Origin of the sequence: Evansella halocellulosilytica, from assembly GCF_002335745.1 — a bacterium.
Taxonomy (GTDB): domain Bacteria; phylum Bacillota; class Bacilli; order Bacillales; family Salisediminibacteriaceae; genus Bacillus_CA; species Bacillus_CA halocellulosilytica.
Map to the genome: position 1 here is coordinate 4546323 of NZ_NIST01000001.1, position 19945 is coordinate 4566267.

At 38.0% G+C, this 19945-nt stretch carries 16 protein-coding genes; 1 reads left to right on the top strand and 15 read right to left on the bottom strand.

The window, feature by feature from the left end:
- Positions 1–223 precede the first annotated feature (223 nt).
- The 12 genes from CD001_RS21600 to CD001_RS21655 form a co-directional block, all read right to left on the bottom strand.
- A complete protein-coding gene (locus tag CD001_RS21600; protein ID WP_096189690.1) occupies positions 224–1252 on the bottom strand; it encodes a glyceraldehyde-3-phosphate dehydrogenase in 1029 nt (342 codons plus the stop codon).
- A gap of 219 nt (positions 1253–1471) precedes the next feature.
- On the bottom strand, positions 1472–2077 hold the full coding sequence (gene coaE, locus CD001_RS21605) for a dephospho-CoA kinase (RefSeq protein WP_096189691.1): 606 nt from the start codon (positions 2075–2077) through the stop codon (positions 1472–1474).
- Positions 2078–2119: 42 nt separating this feature from the next.
- Positions 2120–2761, bottom strand: coding sequence for a sporulation membrane protein YtaF (gene ytaF, locus CD001_RS21610; RefSeq protein ID WP_096189692.1), 642 nt, complete (start codon positions 2759–2761; stop codon positions 2120–2122).
- Positions 2762–2896: 135 nt separating this feature from the next.
- Positions 2897–3724 carry a DNA-formamidopyrimidine glycosylase gene (mutM, locus tag CD001_RS21615; protein WP_096189693.1) on the bottom strand — a complete coding sequence of 276 codons (828 nt, stop codon included), beginning with the start codon at positions 3722–3724 and terminating at the stop codon, positions 2897–2899.
- A 31-nt stretch (positions 3725–3755) separates the two neighbouring features.
- Positions 3756–6380, bottom strand: coding sequence for a DNA polymerase I (polA, locus tag CD001_RS21620; RefSeq protein WP_096189694.1), 2625 nt, complete (start codon positions 6378–6380; stop codon positions 3756–3758).
- A 528-nt stretch (positions 6381–6908) separates the two neighbouring features.
- Entirely contained in the window at positions 6909–8702 is a 1794-nt protein-coding gene (pnpS, locus tag CD001_RS21625; protein WP_096189695.1) for a two-component system histidine kinase PnpS, read from the bottom strand.
- Entirely contained in the window at positions 8695–9417 is a 723-nt protein-coding gene (locus tag CD001_RS21630) for a response regulator transcription factor (protein ID WP_096189696.1), read from the bottom strand. Before CD001_RS21630 ends, pnpS begins: the two co-directional genes overlap by 8 nt.
- A 521-nt stretch (positions 9418–9938) precedes the next feature.
- Complete coding sequence (locus CD001_RS21635; protein WP_096189697.1) at positions 9939–10418, bottom strand: MaoC/PaaZ C-terminal domain-containing protein; 480 nt, start codon at positions 10416–10418, stop codon at positions 9939–9941.
- 116 nt (positions 10419–10534) lie between these two features.
- Positions 10535–11473: a malate dehydrogenase gene (gene mdh / locus CD001_RS21640; protein ID WP_096189698.1), complete on the bottom strand. Its 939-nt coding sequence runs from the start codon at positions 11471–11473 to the stop codon at positions 10535–10537.
- A gap of 99 nt (positions 11474–11572) precedes the next feature.
- A complete protein-coding gene (gene icd / locus CD001_RS21645) occupies positions 11573–12838 on the bottom strand; it encodes an NADP-dependent isocitrate dehydrogenase (protein WP_096189699.1) in 1266 nt (421 codons plus the stop codon).
- Positions 12839–12928: 90 nt separating this feature from the next.
- Complete coding sequence (gene citZ, locus CD001_RS21650; RefSeq protein ID WP_096189700.1) at positions 12929–14044, bottom strand: citrate synthase; 1116 nt, start codon at positions 14042–14044, stop codon at positions 12929–12931.
- A gap of 401 nt (positions 14045–14445) precedes the next feature.
- On the bottom strand, positions 14446–14919 hold the full coding sequence (locus tag CD001_RS21655) for a DUF441 domain-containing protein (protein ID WP_096189701.1): 474 nt from the start codon (positions 14917–14919) through the stop codon (positions 14446–14448).
- A 167-nt stretch (positions 14920–15086) separates the two neighbouring features.
- Between CD001_RS21655 and ytvI the strand changes: the two genes are divergently transcribed.
- On the top strand, positions 15087–16208 hold the full coding sequence (gene ytvI, locus CD001_RS21660) for a sporulation integral membrane protein YtvI (protein WP_096189702.1): 1122 nt from the start codon (positions 15087–15089) through the stop codon (positions 16206–16208).
- A gap of 43 nt (positions 16209–16251) precedes the next feature.
- On the opposite strand, the gene CD001_RS21665 is transcribed toward ytvI, so the two are convergent.
- The 3 genes from CD001_RS21665 to pfkA all read right to left on the bottom strand — a co-directional run bounded on the left by CD001_RS21665 (position 16252) and on the right by pfkA (position 19839).
- Positions 16252–16653: an FxsA family protein gene (locus CD001_RS21665; protein ID WP_096189703.1), complete on the bottom strand. Its 402-nt coding sequence runs from the start codon at positions 16651–16653 to the stop codon at positions 16252–16254.
- 160 nt (positions 16654–16813) lie between these two features.
- A complete protein-coding gene (gene pyk, locus CD001_RS21670) occupies positions 16814–18568 on the bottom strand; it encodes a pyruvate kinase (protein ID WP_096189704.1) in 1755 nt (584 codons plus the stop codon).
- Between the two features lie 311 nt (positions 18569–18879).
- Entirely contained in the window at positions 18880–19839 is a 960-nt protein-coding gene (gene pfkA / locus CD001_RS21675; protein ID WP_096189705.1) for a 6-phosphofructokinase, read from the bottom strand.
- Positions 19840–19945: the final 106 nt, after the last annotated feature.

The window sequence follows — 19945 nt, forward strand, 5'->3', positions numbered from 1 at the left end:
TTTAGTGAAGTTCACGGAAAATAGTATACTTCGTTTGTTATGGATTTGCAATCTTTTTTTCGAAAATTACTTTGTTGCATGCAACTTCCGATATTCTTATCGTACACACGGTAAGCTCCCGCTATTCTGTGGAGTTTCGAAAAAGTATTGGTAACTCTAAAATACATATCATCCGAATAAAATAGCAATTCGGATGATATGTTTCGTGCCATTTACCAGTCAATTATGAAGCACTTACTTGTGACTCTTGTCTTAAGTGATGGGCAACGAGTTGAACTAAATTAACAACTCTGCAAGAATATCCCCATTCATTATCATACCAAGCTAACACCTTTACTTGGCGATCATTCATGACCATCGTTGACAGACCATCAATAATTGAGGAATTTTCATTTCCATTAAAATCTGTTGAAACGAGTGGTTCTTCCGTATAATCAAGTATACCGTATAACTCATTTTTAGCAGCAGCTTGTAACTTTTCGTTGACTTCCTCCATTGTTACATCTCTTTTCACATCTACAACGAGGTCAACTAAAGATACATTTGGTGTTGGAACCCGTAATGCCATTCCGTTCATTTTTCCTTTTAATTGTGGAAGAACTTTGGAAAGTGCTTTTGCTGCGCCTGTTGTAGTTGGAATAATCGATTGTCCGCAAGCACGCGCCCTTCGCAAATCTTTATGTGGATTGTCAATGTTTTTTTGGTCATTCGTATAAGAATGTACTGTTGTCATCATTCCAGACTCAATGCCAAATTGTTCATCCAGTACTTTGGCTACTGGAGCAAGGCAATTCGTTGTACATGAAGCGTTAGAGAGAATGTGGTGATGATTTGGTTCATATTCATGATCATTTACACCGACAACAATTGTGACATCCTCATCTTTACCTGGTGCTGTAATAATGACTTTCTTCGCTCCCGCCTCTAAATGTAATGATGCAGTCTCTTTTGATTTAAATTTCCCAGTTGCTTCTACAATAATATCAATGTTCATCTCTCCCCAAGGTAATTCGCGAGGGTCCCTCGATGAAAGTAGATGAACTTTTTTTCCATTGACCAATAAGTGGTCTTCTTTTGCTTCAACATCCCCAAAAAAAGGACCGTGAACGGTATCATATTTTATTAAATGAGCTAATGTTTCGGCAGGATAGCTAGCATTAATTGCTTTTACATCCAGATTAGGATCTGTAATCGCTTTCCTAAAAACCATTCGACCGATTCTGCCAAAACCATTAATCGCAACTTTTGTCATATGAGATACCCCTTCCATCTATTTATGCCATACTTTTTATCAAAAATCTGTAATATAGTATAACATATAATATGCAAAAGGAGTGTTTTTTTCTAAACATTTTTTTCGAATTTGTTTAGATATTGTTAAACAATATGGGCCAGACGTTTAACCCTTCTGTACTCCACGATAAATAAAAGTCCATGAAAAAACCGACCAACTTTGGCCGGCTTTCTAAGTTTATGTTACGTTTACGTTCCATTTTGTTAATATTCGTTCTAGTTGTTCTTTCGTATTTTGTAACGTACCGTCATTGTAAATAATCTCATCTGCCTCTGTTTTTTTCTCTTCGATCGGAATTTGAGATTGAATGCGGTTTAATGCATCTTCTTTCCCAGCGTTATCGCGTTTCAGCAGCCGCTCCAACTGTAATTCCTCAGGAATATAAACGAGTAAAACCCGATCTACCATGTGATGTAATTTACTTTCAACTAATAACGGTATATCCATTACAACTGTTTCATTGCCACTTTCCAAATAACGTTTTGCTTTCTGCTTCATTTCTTCTCTTACAGCTGGATGAACGATATTATTTAATCGCTCCCTCTTAGATTTATCATTAAAGATCATCGCACCTAATTTTTTTCGGTCAATTGTAAGGTTCTCATTTAATATTGATTTACTAAAGGTTTTAACGATCTCTTTATATGCCTTCTCTCCTGGTTCAACAACTTGACGAGAGATTAGGTCAGCATCAATAATCGGGAGTCCCTTCTCCCGCATCATCTTGGCGACTGTCGATTTTCCAGTCGCAATACCACCTGTTAAGCCGATAATCATGACCAACACATCCTTTCGCTCGTTACTCGTGCTGATCGTATTGAAAGGTCAAAGCCTCCAAACACCGAGGATAATGAGTAAAAGACCTGGTATAAAAGAAAAATGTTTAATCCACCTTGTTTCTGAAAACAACCAGCCGCTCTTCATTCCTAATGTGACAAACATTCCACACATGATACCGACGCTAATAGCCATTATCCATGGTGAAAAGCCAATCAGTGCAGCCCCAATTCCTGCTCCAAAAGCGTCTAATGATAAAGCCACTCCTAGTAAAAAGGCTTCTCTTCCAGTAATCGTTCCAGAATTATCAAGGTCAGCAACCATTGGTTTTCTCAGCACTTTAATAACAATACCTAATTTTTCTAATTCTAAATTGATGAGCGTTTCTTTTTCTTTTTTAGTTTGCTTCTCATCAGATTTTGCAGGACGATAAATTTGATAGATCGCCCAGCCCCCGATCCCAATTAGAATGATTCCACCTAATGCCTCGGCTTGAGACGGTGAGATAAATTGTAATAAAACACTTCCGATCACCATTGCTAAAAGAATTGACAGCGCAGAGCAGCCGGCAATGAACAGCAGTGACATAAAAGGCATTTTCATCCTTCTTAATCCGTATGTCAGTCCTACGCCGAAGCTATCCATACTAACCGCAAAGGCGAGGAGTAATAACGATGCAAACTCAACCATCGGCATAAGCTCCTTCCTACCGTAGATACGATAGTATATGGCAGGAGCCCATCCAATGTACTCGAAAATCGTGTAAAATGCCTATTTTTTTCTCACCGATTGATGATTCTCTTTTTTCTTAACGTAAGAATGACATTATAATGTCTGACATTTAGAACATGTATGGGTACCTCTTCCGCCGACAACAGATCGGACAATGTCAGAACCACATACGTGACACGGTTCTCCTGCACGACCGTAAACGTTCAATGTTTGCTGGAACATCCCCATTTCTCCTTGCCCATTTACATACGTTTTAATGGAGGATCCTCCCATTTCAATTGCTTCTTTTAATGTTTCCCTAATCGCAGGATATAGACGTTCAACCTCGTCAGAACTTAGCTCATTACTCACTTTTTCTGGATGCACTCTAGCACGAAAGAGTGCTTCATCTACATAAATATTTCCAAGTCCTACAACACCTACTTGATCGAGCAATGCAGGCTTTACTTTCCTTGAAGTCTTTTTTAAAAAATCAGCTAAATGTTCAGGCGTAAACTGATTTGAAAAAGGTTCAACTCCTAATTGAGAAAGGGGAAGATGCTCTTCCTCTTCACCTAAAGGAAATAAGTGCATTGTTCCGAATTTACGAACATCGCGATAGCGCAGCTCTTTCCCTTCGTCTAAAAGGAAACGGACGTGTGTATGCTTATCTGGTTCATCTTTGTCATTAAACATCCCGTACCGGCCTTCCATTCTTAAGTGTGAAACGAGTGCATGTTCATCTAGCTCGAATATTAAGAATTTCCCTCGCCGCCTAATATTGTGAAACGTTTGTCCTGTAAGTGATACTTTGAATTGTTCCACATCATCAGGAGACTTTACCATTTTTGGCCACGTAACCAATACATCCTTTATTTTCTCTCCTAAAATAAGCTGACTTAACGTTCGTCTTACTGTTTCGACTTCTGGTAATTCTGGCATGTTGTGCACCTTCTCGTCCATTTCAAATTTCTTATTTAGCATCGTACCATGTGTCACCATAAGAATAATCAACTGTCAACGGGACATCTAATTGAACAGCGTTTTCCATCACTTTCGGGACGAGCTCCTTCATTTTTTCAAGCTCATCTTCTACTACTTCAAAAATCAATTCATCGTGTACTTGTAAAAGAAGACGTGACTCCATCTTTTCTTTATCCATTTCTTCAGCCATATCGACCATCGCTTTTTTAATAATATCAGCCGCAGTACCTTGGATAGGTGTATTCATCGCTGTACGTTCTGCAAAACTACGTTGGTTGAAGTTTCGGCTCGTTATTTCCGGTAAATAACGTCGTCTGTTCAGCATCGTTGTAACGAAGCCCTTTTCTCTTGCCGTTTCAACAATTTGATCCATGTATTCCTTTACACCTGGGAAACTGTTGAAGTAACGTTCGATAAATGTTTTCGCTTCTTTTCTCGTTATATTTAAATTTTGAGAAAGACCGTAATCACTGATGCCATATACGATTCCAAAGTTTACAGCTTTAGCTGTTCTTCTCATATTCCCAGTTACTTCATCTGCTTTGACATGAAAGACATCAGATGCCGTTTTTGTATGAACATCCATATTTTCTGAAAAAGCTTTTTTCAAATTCTCATCTTGAGAAATATGTGCGAGAACCCTTAATTCAATTTGAGAATAATCTGCTGCAAAGATGACAGCATCTTTACGCTCGGGTACGAAAGCATGACGAATTTTTCGCCCTTCCTCTAAACGAATCGGAATATTTTGCAAGTTAGGCTCCGTTGAGCTCAATCGACCAGTTTGAGTAATCGCTTGGTTAAAAATCGTATGAATTTTTCCAGTCTTATTATGGACGACCTTCAACAATCCCTCAATATAAGTAGAATTTAACTTACCTAGCTGTCGGTAATGCAAAATCCTGCCGATGATTTCATGTTGATCAGCTAGTTTCTCTAACACATCGGCCGATGTTGAATAACCTGTTTTCGTTTTCTTCACTACCGGTAGCTGTAACTTTTCAAACAAAATTTCACCTAATTGTTTCGGTGAATTTATATTAAATTCTGTTCCCGCCAATTCGTGAATTTCTTTTTCCATTGCATCGAGCTTTTCAGCTAAATTATCGCCCATCTCTTTTAGTTCATTTACATCAACCGATACACCATTCATTTCCATCCGTCCGAGGATAACAGAAAGCGGCATTTCAAGGTCGCTAAAAAGAGAGTACTGTTCATTGTCATTCAATTCTTGTTCAAGAGATTGTTTCAAATCAAATACTGCGGCTGCTTTTCTTCCTAAATGTTGAGATAATTCTTCTTCAGTTGGTACTTGTCGTTTTTTCCCTTTACCGTATACAGCCTCATCATGTTGGACAGAAATACTGTTTTTACGCTTTGATATATCCGACAGTTCATGTGAACCAGAAGCTGGATCAATTAAATAGGATGCAATTTGTACATCAAAACTTACACCATCGAGCATAATATCCTGCCAGCCTAGAGCAACAACGGCCCTTTTTGCATTAAAGATATACTTTTTTTCATTTGCATCTGCAGCCCACGCTTTAAAAATGTCACTGCCTGCAGCAACATCAGTTGGAACATAAAATCTTCCGTTTTCATTAGCAACCGCTATTCCGATTATATCTGCCTGGTGATAGTTCTCATCTAACACTTCAACGACAACAGCAGAAGGAGAAATAAACATGTCTTCTTTTACGTCTTTTACAATCGTTACTTCTAAGTCGTCCATTTCTTCGGATTGGACTTCACTACCGCCAAATCGATCAAGTAAAGATGAAAATTCAAGCTCTTTAAAAAGTGAAATGAGTTCATCTTGATGTGGCTCTCCAACAACCGTGTCATCAAAAGAGACATCTACAGGGGCATTTATTTCAATCGTTGCAAGCTTTTTACTCATTATCGCCTGTTCTTCGTTCGCTTCCAGCTTTTCCTTTAATTTTTTCCCAGATACGTCACCAAGTGATTCATATACCCCTTCAACAGTTTCATATTGTTTTAACAATTTTAATGCTGTTTTTTCACCGACGCCCGGAACACCTGGAATGTTATCTGAACTGTCGCCCATCAAGCCTTTCATATCAATGATTTGGTCTGGCGTAATTCCATACTTCTCATCGATCGCCTTTATGTCATATGTATCTACGTTCGTAATCCCTTTTCTCGTTAAAGAGACATGAACATTTTCTGATACGAGTTGTAAAAGGTCTTTATCGCCGCTATATATTTTCACGTTCCAGTCTTTTTCAGAAGCTTGTTTTGCTAATGTCCCGATAATATCATCGGCTTCAAAGTTTTCCACCTCATAGTGGGAAATGTTAAAAGCCTTTAATAGATCACGCATTAGTGGAAGCTGTTCTGCCAGTTCTGGAGGAGTTTTTTCTCTCTTCCCTTTATATTCCTTGAACGTTTTATGCCTGAATGTCGTTTTACCTGCATCAAATGCAACAAGCATATGGGAAGGTTTTTCATCTTCAAGAATTTTCAATATCATCGTCGTAAAACCATATACGGCATTTGTATAAACCCCTTTTTCATTGTTTAAAAGGGGGAGTGCAAAAAATGCACGATACGCTACACTATTTCCATCTACTAAGACGAGTTTATTCACGTCATAACACCTCGTTCATTTATGATATGACTATTTTATCATGAAAGCCTGTCATTACAAACGAGATCGTCATGTTTTCAAAAGTAAAAGGGATAGTATTTCGATTTGACCGTGGTTCCTGTAGGAGTCATGTCTCGATATCTAACGTATTAAGACCTTCATAATTAGCTCCGAAACTTTTCACGGACATAAGGCCCATTATTTCACGAAAAACGTGAGAAAAGGACTCCGGCATTACATCATAAAGGAATGAGAAGCTTCCATTTTAAGACTTTAAGTTAGTCATCACGTATCCAGTGTCCGCCACCAAAATTTCACGATCAAAAAAGAACGAAAGCTCAGGGGGAGACTTTCGTTCAGAAAAGGGGATGAAATAATCTGTAATCTTTGAAAGGCGTAATAATTACCCGGTAACCCGGGGATGCATTTTAGACTTAAAAAGATTACACGTATATAAAACAGTTCACACTCTGATCTTAGCGCAAACATATTAAATCCCCATGAAGAAAATGTAAATGTTTTGTAAAGTTACGTGTCCGGTGAATCGATGTCTTTATCTGCTCGTTTTTTCGACATTGTGATCCTGAATGTAGTCCCTTTACCTACTTCACTTTCAACTGCCATTTTCGCTTTGTGAGCTTCTACTAAATGCTTTACAATCGCTAAACCTAATCCGGTTCCACCTGAGTTTCTGCTGCGAGCACGATCGACTCGGTAAAACCTTTCAAATACTCTTGGCAATTCTTTTTTGCTTATTCCTATTCCTGTATCTTCTACTTCAAGTATAACTGTTTCAACCTGTTCACGAAAACGAACAAACACCGAGCCACCCTCTGGTGTATACAAGATTGCGTTGTTAATTAAGTTTATAAGGATTTGTTTTATCCTGTGCGGATCTGCTTCTATCGTTGTATCCCCCGATATTTTTTTCTGCAAGGTCATTCTTTTTTGATCTGCTTTTTCCTGTAAAATCATGAACACTTCATCAATAATAAGGTTTACATGAATTGTTTGCCAATTCAGTTCGAATTTTTCACCTTCAATCTTTGATAGCTCTAACAAATCATAAATTAACGTCTCCAACCGTTCCGATTCATTTGCAATGATCGTTAAAAACTTTTTCCGGAGCTCTTCATCGTCCATCGCACCGGACAGTAACGTTTCTGTAAAACCCTTTAAAGAAGTAACTGGTGTTTTTAACTCATGAGACACATTTGCAACAAAATCCTTTCGTGCTTTTTCGAGCTTTTTTAAATCCGTAATATCATGAAATACGAGAACGATCCCTCTTAATTTCAGATCATTTCCGATAATTGGAGCACCATATACATCAAAATGGCGGATCTCAATACCAATCTGAAGTTTAATCTGCTTATGATGCGACTGTTCAATTAGAAAAATTTCTTGAATAACTTTATTTACTTGTTTATGATTAATCACTTTATAATACAATTGATTGAGCCATCTATCTGTATCTTCTTGAAAAATATCTTTGCATGAGCGGTTAACGAGTGTGATGTCACCTTTATCGTTTATAAATAGCAATCCGCTTCCCATATTTTCGATTAACGTTTCGAGCCGCTCTTGTTGTACTTGATATGTCGTCGTAATTTCTTCTAAATTTTCAGCAAGCACATTAATCGATCGATTCAGCTGGCCAGTTTCATGTAATGAGCCTTCAAACGTTCTTGCTTTATAATCCCCTTTAGCAAGTCTGTTCGCTACTCTTCTCGCGTCTTCAATTGGTGTTATCATTTGATTCGCTAACTTCGTCGTTAACAGAACAATAATGACAAACGCAATAAAAAAGCTAATAAAGATAATCGTCCATATATGTTGATAAACGGTATTAAGCTCTTGAACGGGCATTCCTAGCCTTATGTAGCCGACAGTTTGACCATTTTGCTCAACCGCAGTCACATAAAATAACAAATCTGCTTCAACCGTCGTACTATACCTGATCTCCTGCCCTGATCCAGTTTGTATAGCTTCAACGATCTCTGGACGTTCTGCATGATTTTCCATCGTTTCACGGTTAGCAGCTGTCTCTGCTAATACCGTTCCTTCTTGATTAATTAACGTAATTCGTACATCAAGCCGTTCTGCCATCGTCTCAGCAATCATTTGCAATTGCTCCTCATTCGAAAAGGGAACCGTTTCTAAATTATAAGAGACCACTTCCGCTTCCTTTTCAATTCGGTCACTCATTCTTTCAAAATAAAATTCTTTCAAAAGAGGTCCTAGAACTGCTCCTAGCATTGCAAGGACGACTAATATAATTAATGAAAGCGGAAAAATGAGGCGTGTTCGATAACTACTCATTTTTCGGTGGTGCCTCCATTTTATACCCTAAGCCTCGAACTGTTTTAATATACACAGGCTTTTTTGTGAAAGGCTCTATTTTTTCTCTAAGGTGGCTAATATGAACATCGACGATTCGCGTATCTCCGACAAACTCATAATTCCATACTGCATTTAACAATTGATCTCGTGTTAATACACGCCCTTTATGATTAAATAAATATAAAAGTAATTCAAATTCTTTCGGTGTTAACTCCAACGGTTCTCCCTTTAAATATACTTCATAATTTTCTGGGAAAATTTCAACGTCTCCAATTGTTATTTTTTGATCTGCTCCTTGCAATGTTTCATTTTTTTGTTCTTGATGTACTTGTGAACGTCTTAAAATTGCTCTGACTCGGGCAACAACTTCACGAGGACTGAACGGTTTTGTCAAATAATCATCTGCCCCTAATTCAAGCCCTAGTACTTTATCAAATTCATCATCTTTCGCTGTTAACATTAAAATCGGGGTCATAATTTTGTTCTGTCTCAACTGCTTACAAACTTCTAATCCGTCGATTTCAGGTAGCATTAAATCGAGCACAATTAAATCAAAAGATTCTTCTGTCGCTTTTTGTAAAGCTGTTCTTCCGTTCATTGCTGTTGTCACATTAAATCCACCTTGCTCCAAATTATATTGAAGCAACGTAACAATAGATTCTTCATCATCAACAATTAATAATTTCTGTGACAATTGACTTCCTCCTAAGTGCTTTGACCCCCCTGAAGTAGTAATAAATTGCCAAAGCTTATATTCATTAATCCCCTGTGAACTATTCTATCTACATTTTACTATAGTTGCTTATGATTACAAAGAGAAGGCTGTAAATCTTTTATGTTTAAGCTTTTATTCGTCTAGATGATTATTTTCTTAATTATACTGATTAGGATTGGCTTCTTTTTATTATAGTCTTTTTAAAAGAAGGTAAAAAATGAATTAGGATTTGCACTTATGACGGTGAACTCGAGAAAGTACACCGCCCACAAGCTTCATGGACATGATTTTGGTCATAAAAAAAGAATCCGGTTATCAAATATCGATAATCGGATTCTTTTTTTGCTTTAATGAGACTGTTTTGTCTCAGCCCCTTCTTTTTAATCAATGTTCTATTTTGGTCTTGATTATCACTACGAATACAACCGAAGTATAGCACGAGTTGATGTCGTACTCTGGAGTACAAGCGATTAATTTTTGACGACCCAAATGAGTTTTGTTTAAAAGTTTTCAAAATTTCCTTCATCAAATGTCATCGGTTTCATCGGATATGGCGGACAAACATCGAGACTTCCTTCAAGGACAGTATCACCGAGTTCATCCTTTCCGACTACACTTAATGTGACAATATGTTTTTCTTCATTGATTTCAGTAATTTCAACAGTTAAATCAAGCTTCCCATAATGATAGAGTGGCTTTGGATAAGACAGTGTTTGTGAAATAACTGCACTACCAGGTCCAGGTAAATACATAGACACTGTAGAAAACACAAAACCATTCATTAATACGTGGGGAACAATCGGTTTTTGAAAAGGTGTACGTGAGGCATAATCATGTTGAATATAAATCGGATTCGCATCGTCTGTATACCCTAGATATAACAAAATATCTTTATCCTCGATTTTTTTTGTTACTTCTACCTTTTCTCCTATTTCCAGTCCATCAATTGTTCTACCTAGCTTTCGTTTTTTCGTAAACATGTCAATCCCTCCTTGATGTAAACTTACCTAACGTTAACAAAATCACTCTTATATAGTAAGCGCTTACATATAGGCTATGAATAAATCCGGTTTTATAACCGGATTTTTCCAAACCTTTATTTCAGCAACTTCATAACGTTTCGAACAGATTCAGCAGATTGTTCAAGCTGAGCTTTTTCATCTTCATTTAAATCTAGTTCAATGACTTTTTCAATTCCATCTCCACCGAGAATTGAAGGTACTCCTAAGTACATATCCTCATAGCCGTATTCTCCTTCTAAATATGCAATCGAAGGAAGAATTCGTTTTTTATCTTTTAAGATAGCTTCGACCATTTGGACGATAGAAGCAGCAGGTGCATAATAGGCACTTCCCGTACCTAGTAAATTCACGATTTCTCCGCCACCTTTTCGAGTACGTTCAACGATTGAGTCTAAACGGTCTTTTGATATAAGCTTTTCCAGCGGAATGCCTCCCGCATAAGAATATCTTAGCATTGGCACCATGTCATCTCCATGTCCACCTAAAACAAATCCTGATACATCTTCAACAGACACTCCTAACTCCTGTGCAACAAACGTTCTGAAACGTGCAGTATCCAAGACTCCTGATTGACCGATTACACGATTTTTTGGGAAGCCTGACTCTTGGAAAACTGTATAAGTCATAGCATCTACAGGATTTGTTAACACGATAATGTAACAATCAGGTGAATATTTAACAACCTCTCTCGTTACTTGTCTCATTATATTAGCATTCGTGCTCACTAAATCATCACGGCTCATCCCTGGCTTACGAGGAAGTCCAGCAGTTATAACAACGATATCCGATCCTTCTGTGTCCTTATAATCAGAAGTTCCGATTATGTTTGAGTCAAACCCTTGAACAGGACTCGCTTCAAGCATGTCCAACGCTTTACCTTTAGTTGGGTCCTCATTGTTAGGAATATCTACAAGAACGACATCACCAAGTTCTTTTTGAGCTGCCATAAGTGCAGTCGTCGTACCTGTAAACCCGCCACCAACTACAGTAATCTTTTTTCGTTTGATAGCCATACCTTACTCTCCTCTCAATCATTCGTATGAAATTGCATGAATTAAAAGCTAAGGAAAGGACGAGCCATATAAGCTATGGCTCCTCCTTTTTATTATAAATTAAAGGTTTTTAATTAGTTCATCTGCAAATTCAGAGCATTTCACTTCTGTTGCGCCTTCCATCAAACGGGCAAAGTCATAAGTAACTACTTTGCTGCCGATCGTTTTATCCATGGATGACTCTACCATGTCAGCGGCTTCACTCCATCCTAAGTGACGCAGCATCAATACTCCGGAAAGAAGAACTGAAGATGGATTTACTTTATCTAGTCCTGCATATTTCGGTGCTGTTCCATGAGTTGCTTCAAAAATTGCATGTCCAGTTGCATAGTTGATGTTAGCTCCTGGAGCAATTCCAATTCCACCGACTTGTGCGGCAAGTGCATCTGAGATGTAATCACCATTTAAGTTCATTGTTGCTACTACATCGAACTCTTTAGGACGAGTTAAAATTTGTTGTAAGAAAATATCAGCGATTGAATCTTTTACAATGATCTTTCCTTCTGCTTCAGCTTTTGCTTGTGCATCATTCGCTGCATCACGGCCTTTTTCTTCAACAATCTTGTCATACTCAGCCCAAGTAAAGACTTTATCACCGAATTCTTTTTCAGCCAGTTCATAACCCCAGTTTTTGAATGAGCCTTCAGTAAATTTCATGATGTTTCCTTTATGAACAAGAGTTACACTCTTACGTCCTTCGTCAATTGCATATTGAATAGCAGCACGAACTAATCGATGTGTACCTTCTTCAGAAACAGGTTTAATACCAATACCAGAAGTTTCAGGGAAGCGGATTTTCGTTGCTCCCATTTCATTTTGCAAGAAGTCAATCAGCTTCTTCGCTTCATCAGTTCCTTTTTGATATTCAATACCAGCATAAATATCTTCTGAATTTTCACGGAAAATAACCATGTCTGTATCTTGTGGACGTTTAACTGGTGAAGGAACACCTTCGAACCAACGTACTGGACGAAGGCATGTATAAAGGTCTAATTCTTGCCTGAGAGCAACATTTAAAGAACGAATCCCTCCGCCAATCGGTGTTGTTAAAGGACCTTTAATTCCGATAATATACTCACGTACTGTATCTAATGTTTCAGTTGGAAGCCATTCACCTGTTTCATTGTATGCTTTTTCTCCAGCTAAAATTTCTTTCCATACAATGCTCTTTTCACCGTTGTATGCTTTTTCAACAGCTGCTTCAATAACACGTGAAGCTGCTGCCCAAATATCTGGACCAATTCCGTCTCCTTCAATATAAGGAATAACTGGATTATTCGGGACGTTTAATACCCCATTTTGTACTGTGATTTTCTCTCCTGCCATTAAAAAAACCTCCTAAAATTCTTGATTTATGTAATTGACAGTGGGTAATTGTAAATAAATACTCCACACACCCACCGTCACATTATCTCATTATCTCTCTTCCAATGGAATCCATTCTTGCTTATCTGCACCTACATATTCTGCACGTGGACGAATTAATCGATTGTTGTCATATTGCTCAAGGATATGGGCAATCCACCCAGATACACGGCTTACTGCAAATATTGGTGTAAATAAGTCATGTTCGATCCCCAAGCTGTGATAGACAGATGCAGAGTAAAAATCTACGTTGGGTAACAAGCCTTTCTCGTTCGTGACGATTTCGTCGATCTTGACACTCATTTCATACCATTTTGATTCACCAGTGATATCTGTAAGCTGGCGGGACATCTCACGCAAATGCTTTGCACGAGGGTCTCCATTTTTATAAACTCGGTGACCAAAGCCCATAATTTTCACTTTACGATCCAAGGCATCTTTTATATAGCTTGCTACATTGTCAACTTCGCCAATTTCAGTGAGCATTTTCATAACGCGCTCGTTTGCCCCACCATGTAATGGACCTTTTAGAGCGCCAATCGCAGCAGTTACCCCTGAATACATATCTGATAATGTCGCTACACATACACGTCCTGTAAACGTAGAAGCATTTAATTCATGATCAGCATGAAGGACTAAAGCTTTATTAAATGCCTTTACTGATATTTTATCAGGGTCTTCACCATTTAACATATATAAGAAATTAGCAGCAAAACTTAAGCCTTCTTTTGGAGCAACAGGCTCTTTTCCTTCACGGATGCGGGAAAATGCTGTTACAATCGTTGGGATTTGGGCTTGAAGCTTCAATGCTTTACTCTTGTTTGACTCTTCACTTGTATCATCAGCTTCACTGTCAAATAAAGCTAAATTTGACACTGCTGTTCTTAAAGCAGCCATTGGGTGAACGTCGCCAACAGGGAACGTTTTCAGTTGATCTAGTACTTCTTGAGGTACTTTTGCAGCTTCGTTTAATTGCTTTTGGAACAATTCTAACTCCTCCGCCGTTGGAAGCTTATCGTTCCAAAGTAGATAAACAACTTCTTCAAAACTTGCATGATCTGCTAAGTCATCAATGTTGTATCCTCGGTATGTTAATACGCCGTCAATAATTGAGCTTACACTTGATGTTGTAGCTACAACACCTTCTAAACCTTTTGTTCCACTCATTTTAACCTCTCCTTTGTTAAAAAAGTTTCGGTAGGTTGACTTAAGAAACTCCGCCTACCCAATGGTTTTTCGTTTATTCAACTAGAATTATGGGATGATGGCTCACTTATTATTACAAGATAGTGAAAAAAGAACCACATAGTAAATTCTTATTAACACTCCTATAATGCTATTTCAGAAAAGCAATCATATTCTTTCGTGTACAGGCAAGTAAACGAAAGCGGTTACGAAAAACCTAAATATAAGAGTCAAATCATTGAAAAGTATGTAGTTTTCAGTCCACTTGACTACTATTATACCATTTTTCAAACTTTTGTGAACGCAAAATTATTAAATCAAATCAAGATTAAGACTTATATTATTATTTTAATTTGTTAGAATATTCACATTAACTAGCGCGATTATCCGCCTAATGAAGAAAAAAATTGAACGATTTTCATCGCCATATAAGCGATTCCGGCACCGATTAACGGGCCAACGGCTACACCATTAAATAACGCAACAGCTAAAATGGTCCCGAAAACTAAAGCTGCTGTAATATGTGGATCAGTTTTTAATAAATCAATTCCGCTTGCTGCAATTAAAGCTACGAATATTCCTGATGCGAGGGCTATCCATGCATAGGAAGACTTCATCGCTTCCTGTAATTCTCTAAAACCAATATCACCTGTAACAATCGGAACTAATACAGCGATTGTTATAATCGTGACACCTATATGAATCCCTTTGTCTTGAGCAATTGGAAAAAGTTTGTCTCCAAGTCCGGTCCACTTCACAATTAATAGAAAAACGACAGCTATAATTAACGATTGGTTTTTTGCAAACATACCAATTCCTAATAATATAAGCATAAACAAAGTTGCTTGTGAGATCAAAACTTCCACCATCCTGTTCCGTTTATCGTAACACATTCTCACTCAGAAGAAAAAAATATTGATTCTTCATTCCATTTTATTTTCCTTATTCTCTCTACAGTGGCATGAGGGAAAGAATGTAAGCATAGATTGATCATATATGCAGCTTGTCTACAGGAGGCTAATCTATGCTCAATTCATTATCACTTAATCACTTATTTCGCGCCTTAATCATTATTTTTTCAGCAGGGTTTCTCATCCTTTTTATATATTTGTTTGTTACGTATATGTTTCCTTTCTTTATTGGATTGTTATGCTCTCTCATTTTCTTGCCAATCGTCAATTTTTTAGAAAGAACTTTTCACTGGAAGCGTTCTGTTGCGGTGTTTAGCGTCATGATCACATTTGTTCTATTTTTTTTATCTGTCGTTACTTTTTTAATTGCAGAAATGGTTGTAGGCCTTAGTTACTTGACGAAAGAGCTTCCTTTTTACATTCATGAAGCGGTTGATTTGATGCATCAATGGTTTGATAGCATTATTTTGCCTCTTTATGAAAACTTTCGGACAATTACCTCTCAACTTAGCTCAGATCAGCAGACAACGATTCATCATTCACTCGAAAGTGTCTTTCAAGATGCTGGTGCACAAATAGGTTTGCTTATTCAGCAACTACTAAATAGCCTTGCTGATTTATTACTATCATTACCTAATGCAATGACCGTCTTTTTCTTTGCTTTATTAGCTTCTTTTTTCATCACAAAAGATTGGCCAAAGATTGTTAGCTGGCTGCGTCACCATACACCGCAGCGAGCTCAGAGTTTGTTTAGTAAATTAGTTGATCAATGGAAAGAAGCGATCGTCGGTTATGTATTTGCTCAATTAACGTTAGTTACGATGACAGGGTGCATTGTCTTAATTGGTCTGTGGCTTATTGGAGTCAAGTATGCATTGACGACCGCATTGTTAATTGCTTTAGTCGATTTGCTTCCCTATTTAGGGACAGGTATAGTGTTTCTGCCATGGATCATCTACGCATTTGTAACAGGTGAATTTGGACTATCAATCGGTCTCTCTATATTATACGCGGTAGCGATCATACAAAGACAGTTAATGGAACCGAAAGTGATGTCTCAACATATGGGGATTTCCCCTTTAGCATTGCTCGTCACTCTCTTCGCTTGTTACCAGCTATTTGGTATGGTTGGTCTGCTGTTAGGTCCGGCAATATTAATCATCATCCAATCAATTATCCGAGCAAACGTGTTCCCAGAAATAAAAGACTACATCATGAACGGTCCCAAAACATAAAACAAAGTGCCCGGACCTCATCAGAGGAATAGGCACTTCGATATTACCAGCGTCTGTTTGAAAAATAAATCACATTTCCTGACTTCATCATTTTTTCAATGATCCGTCTTATTATTCCTTTAAAAGAGGCTCTCGTTTGCGGAATGAGTAAAAAGAACCCTAATGCGTCAGTAATAAAGCCAGGTGTTAATAGGACGACTCCTCCAACTAATATACAAATACCATCTAAAATGACATCACTCGGCAACTGTCCTTGAGAGGCTTGCATTTGAGCTGATCGAATTGCATTCAACCCTTCGCGTTTTGCAAGAGCTGCTCCTAATATGCCTGTTAAAATAATTAATAAAATCGTTGGAATGACTCCAATAGTGTTTCCTGACAAAATTAATATCCCAATTTCCATTGCCGGAACGATGATCAACAATAATAAAAATATGCGGCCCATATTATTCTCCTGCCTTTACATGACCATTTATTTTGTCGCGACTTCCTTAATGAATCTAAGCTATTTTTCAGCTGCTTTCATCATAGGTACGCGTAACTTATTCAATAAGATTAGTAAAAAGGAGAAGGGTCTATCCCCTCCTCCATTTCGTTCAATCATATTATAAGACACTTGCTTGTCCTTTGTAAATATTGCCTTGCTTCCCGTCAACAGTCACGACTTCTTCATCCACGAACGTAGACGTAGCATTTTCAACACCGACAATAACAGGGATACCAAGATTTAAACCAACAACTGCCGCATGAGAAGTTAAACCACCTTGTTCAGTGACAACTGCTGAAGCTTTTTCAAAAGCTTCCATCATATCACGGTCAGTACTTGTCGTAATTAAAATATCTCCCTCTTTTGTTTTTTCCAATGCTTCCTGAGCGGTATGTGCAACAACGACACGTCCAGTAGCAGTTTTACGTCCAATACCTTGCCCTTTTGCTGCTACTTCACCGACAACATGAACTTTCATTAAGTTCGTCGTACCTTTTTCTCCGACTGGAACCCCAGCTGAAATGACGACAAGATCACCATGGTTTACGAGCTTTGTTTTTAAAGATTCTTCAACAGAAAGCTGAAGCATTTCATCCGTTGTAGTCGCTTTAGGTCCTACTTGCGGGTGGACTCCCCAAGTTAATGCTAGTGTACGATATACACGTTCATTGCTCGTAATCGCCACGATAGGAGATTGTGGGCGATATTTCGAAATCATTCTAGCAGTATGGCCACTTTCAGTTGCAGTAATAATTGCGCCTGCATTTAAGTTCATAGCTGTATGAGAAACAGATTGACTGATCGCATCGGTAATTGTTTGTTCACTCTCACGACTTTGTTTTCTTAACATATCTTCGTATTTTAAAGCAGTTTCTGTTTTGACCGCAATGTTATTCATCGTTTGAACGGATTCAACAGGGTAACTTCCTGCAGCCGTTTCACCAGATAACATAATCGCATCTGTACCATCAAAGATTGCATTCGCAACGTCACTCGCTTCTGCTCGTGTCGGGCGAGGATTACGCTGCATAGAATCTAACATTTGAGTTGCAGTAATAACTGGCTTACCGAACTTATTACACTTTTTAATTAAGTCTTTTTGCACTAACGGTACGTCTTCAGCCGGAATTTCAACACCTAAATCACCACGTGCCACCATTAATCCGTCAGAAACTTCAAGAATTTCGTCGATATTATCGACCCCTTCTTGGTTTTCAATTTTAGGGATAATTTGAATGTGCTCTGCTCCATGCTTTTCTAGAAGCTCACGGATTTCTAACACATCTGATGCACGACGTACGAAAGAGGCAGCAATGAAATCAACATCTTGTTCAATACCAAAAATAATGTCATTGGCATCTTTTTCAGTGATTCCTGGTAAATTAACACTCACATTTGGTACGTTAACACCTTTTTTATTTTTTAATGTTCCGCTGTTAACCACTTCAGTGACAAGCTCATTTTCTTCAACTGCTGTCACTTTCAGCTCAATTAATCCGTCATCTAAAAGTAATGTTGAACCAACATGTACATCATTTATTAGCCCAGGATATGTGACGGAAATTCGCGCTTCGTCACCTTCTACTTCAGTCATGGAAACACGCACAGTCGATCCTTTTGTTAATTCAGCTTCTCCTTCTCTTAATGTTTGAGTACGAATTTCCGGTCCTTTCGTGTCAAGTAGAATTGCAACGTTTTTCCCTAGCTCCTCAGCTGCGTTACGAATGTTTTGAATACGTGCACCATGTTCTTCATAATCACCGTGGGAGAAGTTTAATCGTGCAACATTCATCCCAGCTTCTATAAGCTCTTTTAATTTTTCAATACTTTCACTGGCTGGTCCGATCGTACAAACAATTTTTGTTTTTCTCACTATATATCCTCCTCTTTATACAATAAACAGCCCTGTTTATTGACACTCCTACTTATTTTAAAATGTAGAAGGTAAAAAATCTTAAGTATTCTTATTAAAATGACCTTGTTTTCTATTCCCATACGAAAGCTAGGACAAAAACAGTTTGTCCCAGCAAAAACTGTCACATTCTTTGGCCACTATGGCGGAGTATCTTAGCTTAAGAACTAGATCGATAAGATCACGCTCATAACGAGAACGTATTATTCATTGAATAGGCTATATGGTAACTTCAAGTTCTATACAGCCAACTGAAAACTTGCCACTCTTATTTATATAGAAAGTTCTTTTGAAAGTTTATACATGCCTGCATCGACACGATGTTTTCTCGATAATGCTTCATCGATATCGTGATATACGAGCTCGTTATTTTCAATTCCTACCATTTTTCCAGCTTCACCATTTAATAACAGTTCAACTGCTTTAGCACCTAGTCTGCTCGCTAATACCCGGTCAGAAGCAGTCGGTGAACCTCCACGTTGAATGTGACCAAGTACTGTTACTCGTGTCTCAAGTTTTGTTTCGTTTTGAATTTCTTTACCAATTTCAACCCCTGAACCGACACCTTCAGCTACCACAATAATACTATGTTTTTTACCGCGTTCATGGCCGCGTTTTAATCGAGCGATGACATCATCCATACTATAGTCCTCTTCAGGTATAAGAATCGTTTCAGCACCGTCAGCTAAACCTGACCATAGTGCGATGTCTCCTGCATCTCGACCCATGACTTCAATTACGTATGTACGCTCATGTGAAGTGGCTGTATCACGGATTTTATCTACTGCATCGATCACAGTGTTTAATGCAGTATCAAAACCAATTGTAAAATCGGTGCCTGGAATATCATTGTCGATCGTACCAGGAACTCCAATTGTTGGATAACCATGTTCTGCTAGCTTCTTCGCTCCTTGGAATGATCCGTCACCACCAATTACGACTAAAGCATCAATACCAAACTTCTCTAGTTGTTCGATTCCCTTCTTCTGTCCTTCTAGTGTTTTAAACTCTTCACAGCGAGCAGTATAAAGCATCGTTCCGCCGCGATGAATAATATCACCTACTGAACCAATTTCCAGCTTTTTTATATCTCCATTAATTAATCCAGCATATCCATAATATACTCCATATACTTCTAAATCGTGGTAGATCGCCTTTCGTACAACTGCACGAATCGCAGCATTCATTCCCGGTGAGTCTCCACCACTTGTTAATACACCAATTCGTTTCATTATCTTCGTTCACCTCTTATTTTCTTGCTTCTATGTTTTTAATATGTGTTAAAAATAACACTTTCACTTACTAAAAACAATAGAGATCAGACGTCATACAAAAAGG

What these genes read in the sequence shown, in the direction of transcription:
- CD001_RS21600 (WP_096189690.1), bottom strand. Translation starts at nt 1,252, where the DNA reads ATGACAAAAGTTGCGATTAATGGTTTTGGCAGAATCGGTCGAATGGTT.
- ytaF (WP_096189692.1), bottom strand. Translation starts at nt 2,761, where the DNA reads ATGGTTGAGTTTGCATCGTTATTACTCCTCGCCTTTGCGGTTAGTATG.
- mutM (WP_096189693.1), bottom strand. Translation starts at nt 3,724, where the DNA reads ATGCCAGAATTACCAGAAGTCGAAACAGTAAGACGAACGTTAAGTCAG.
- pnpS (WP_096189695.1), bottom strand. Translation starts at nt 8,702, where the DNA reads ATGAGTAGTTATCGAACACGCCTCATTTTTCCGCTTTCATTAATTATA.
- CD001_RS21635 (WP_096189697.1), bottom strand. Translation starts at nt 10,418, where the DNA reads ATGTTTACGAAAAAACGAAAGCTAGGTAGAACAATTGATGGACTGGAA.
- mdh (WP_096189698.1), bottom strand. Translation starts at nt 11,473, where the DNA reads ATGGCTATCAAACGAAAAAAGATTACTGTAGTTGGTGGCGGGTTTACA.
- icd (WP_096189699.1), bottom strand. Translation starts at nt 12,838, where the DNA reads ATGGCAGGAGAGAAAATCACAGTACAAAATGGGGTATTAAACGTCCCG.
- citZ (WP_096189700.1), bottom strand. Translation starts at nt 14,044, where the DNA reads ATGAGTGGAACAAAAGGTTTAGAAGGTGTTGTAGCTACAACATCAAGT.
- ytvI (WP_096189702.1), top strand. Translation starts at nt 15,087, where the DNA reads ATGCTCAATTCATTATCACTTAATCACTTATTTCGCGCCTTAATCATT.
- CD001_RS21665 (WP_096189703.1), bottom strand. Translation starts at nt 16,653, where the DNA reads ATGGGCCGCATATTTTTATTATTGTTGATCATCGTTCCGGCAATGGAA.
- pfkA (WP_096189705.1), bottom strand. Translation starts at nt 19,839, where the DNA reads ATGAAACGAATTGGTGTATTAACAAGTGGTGGAGACTCACCGGGAATG.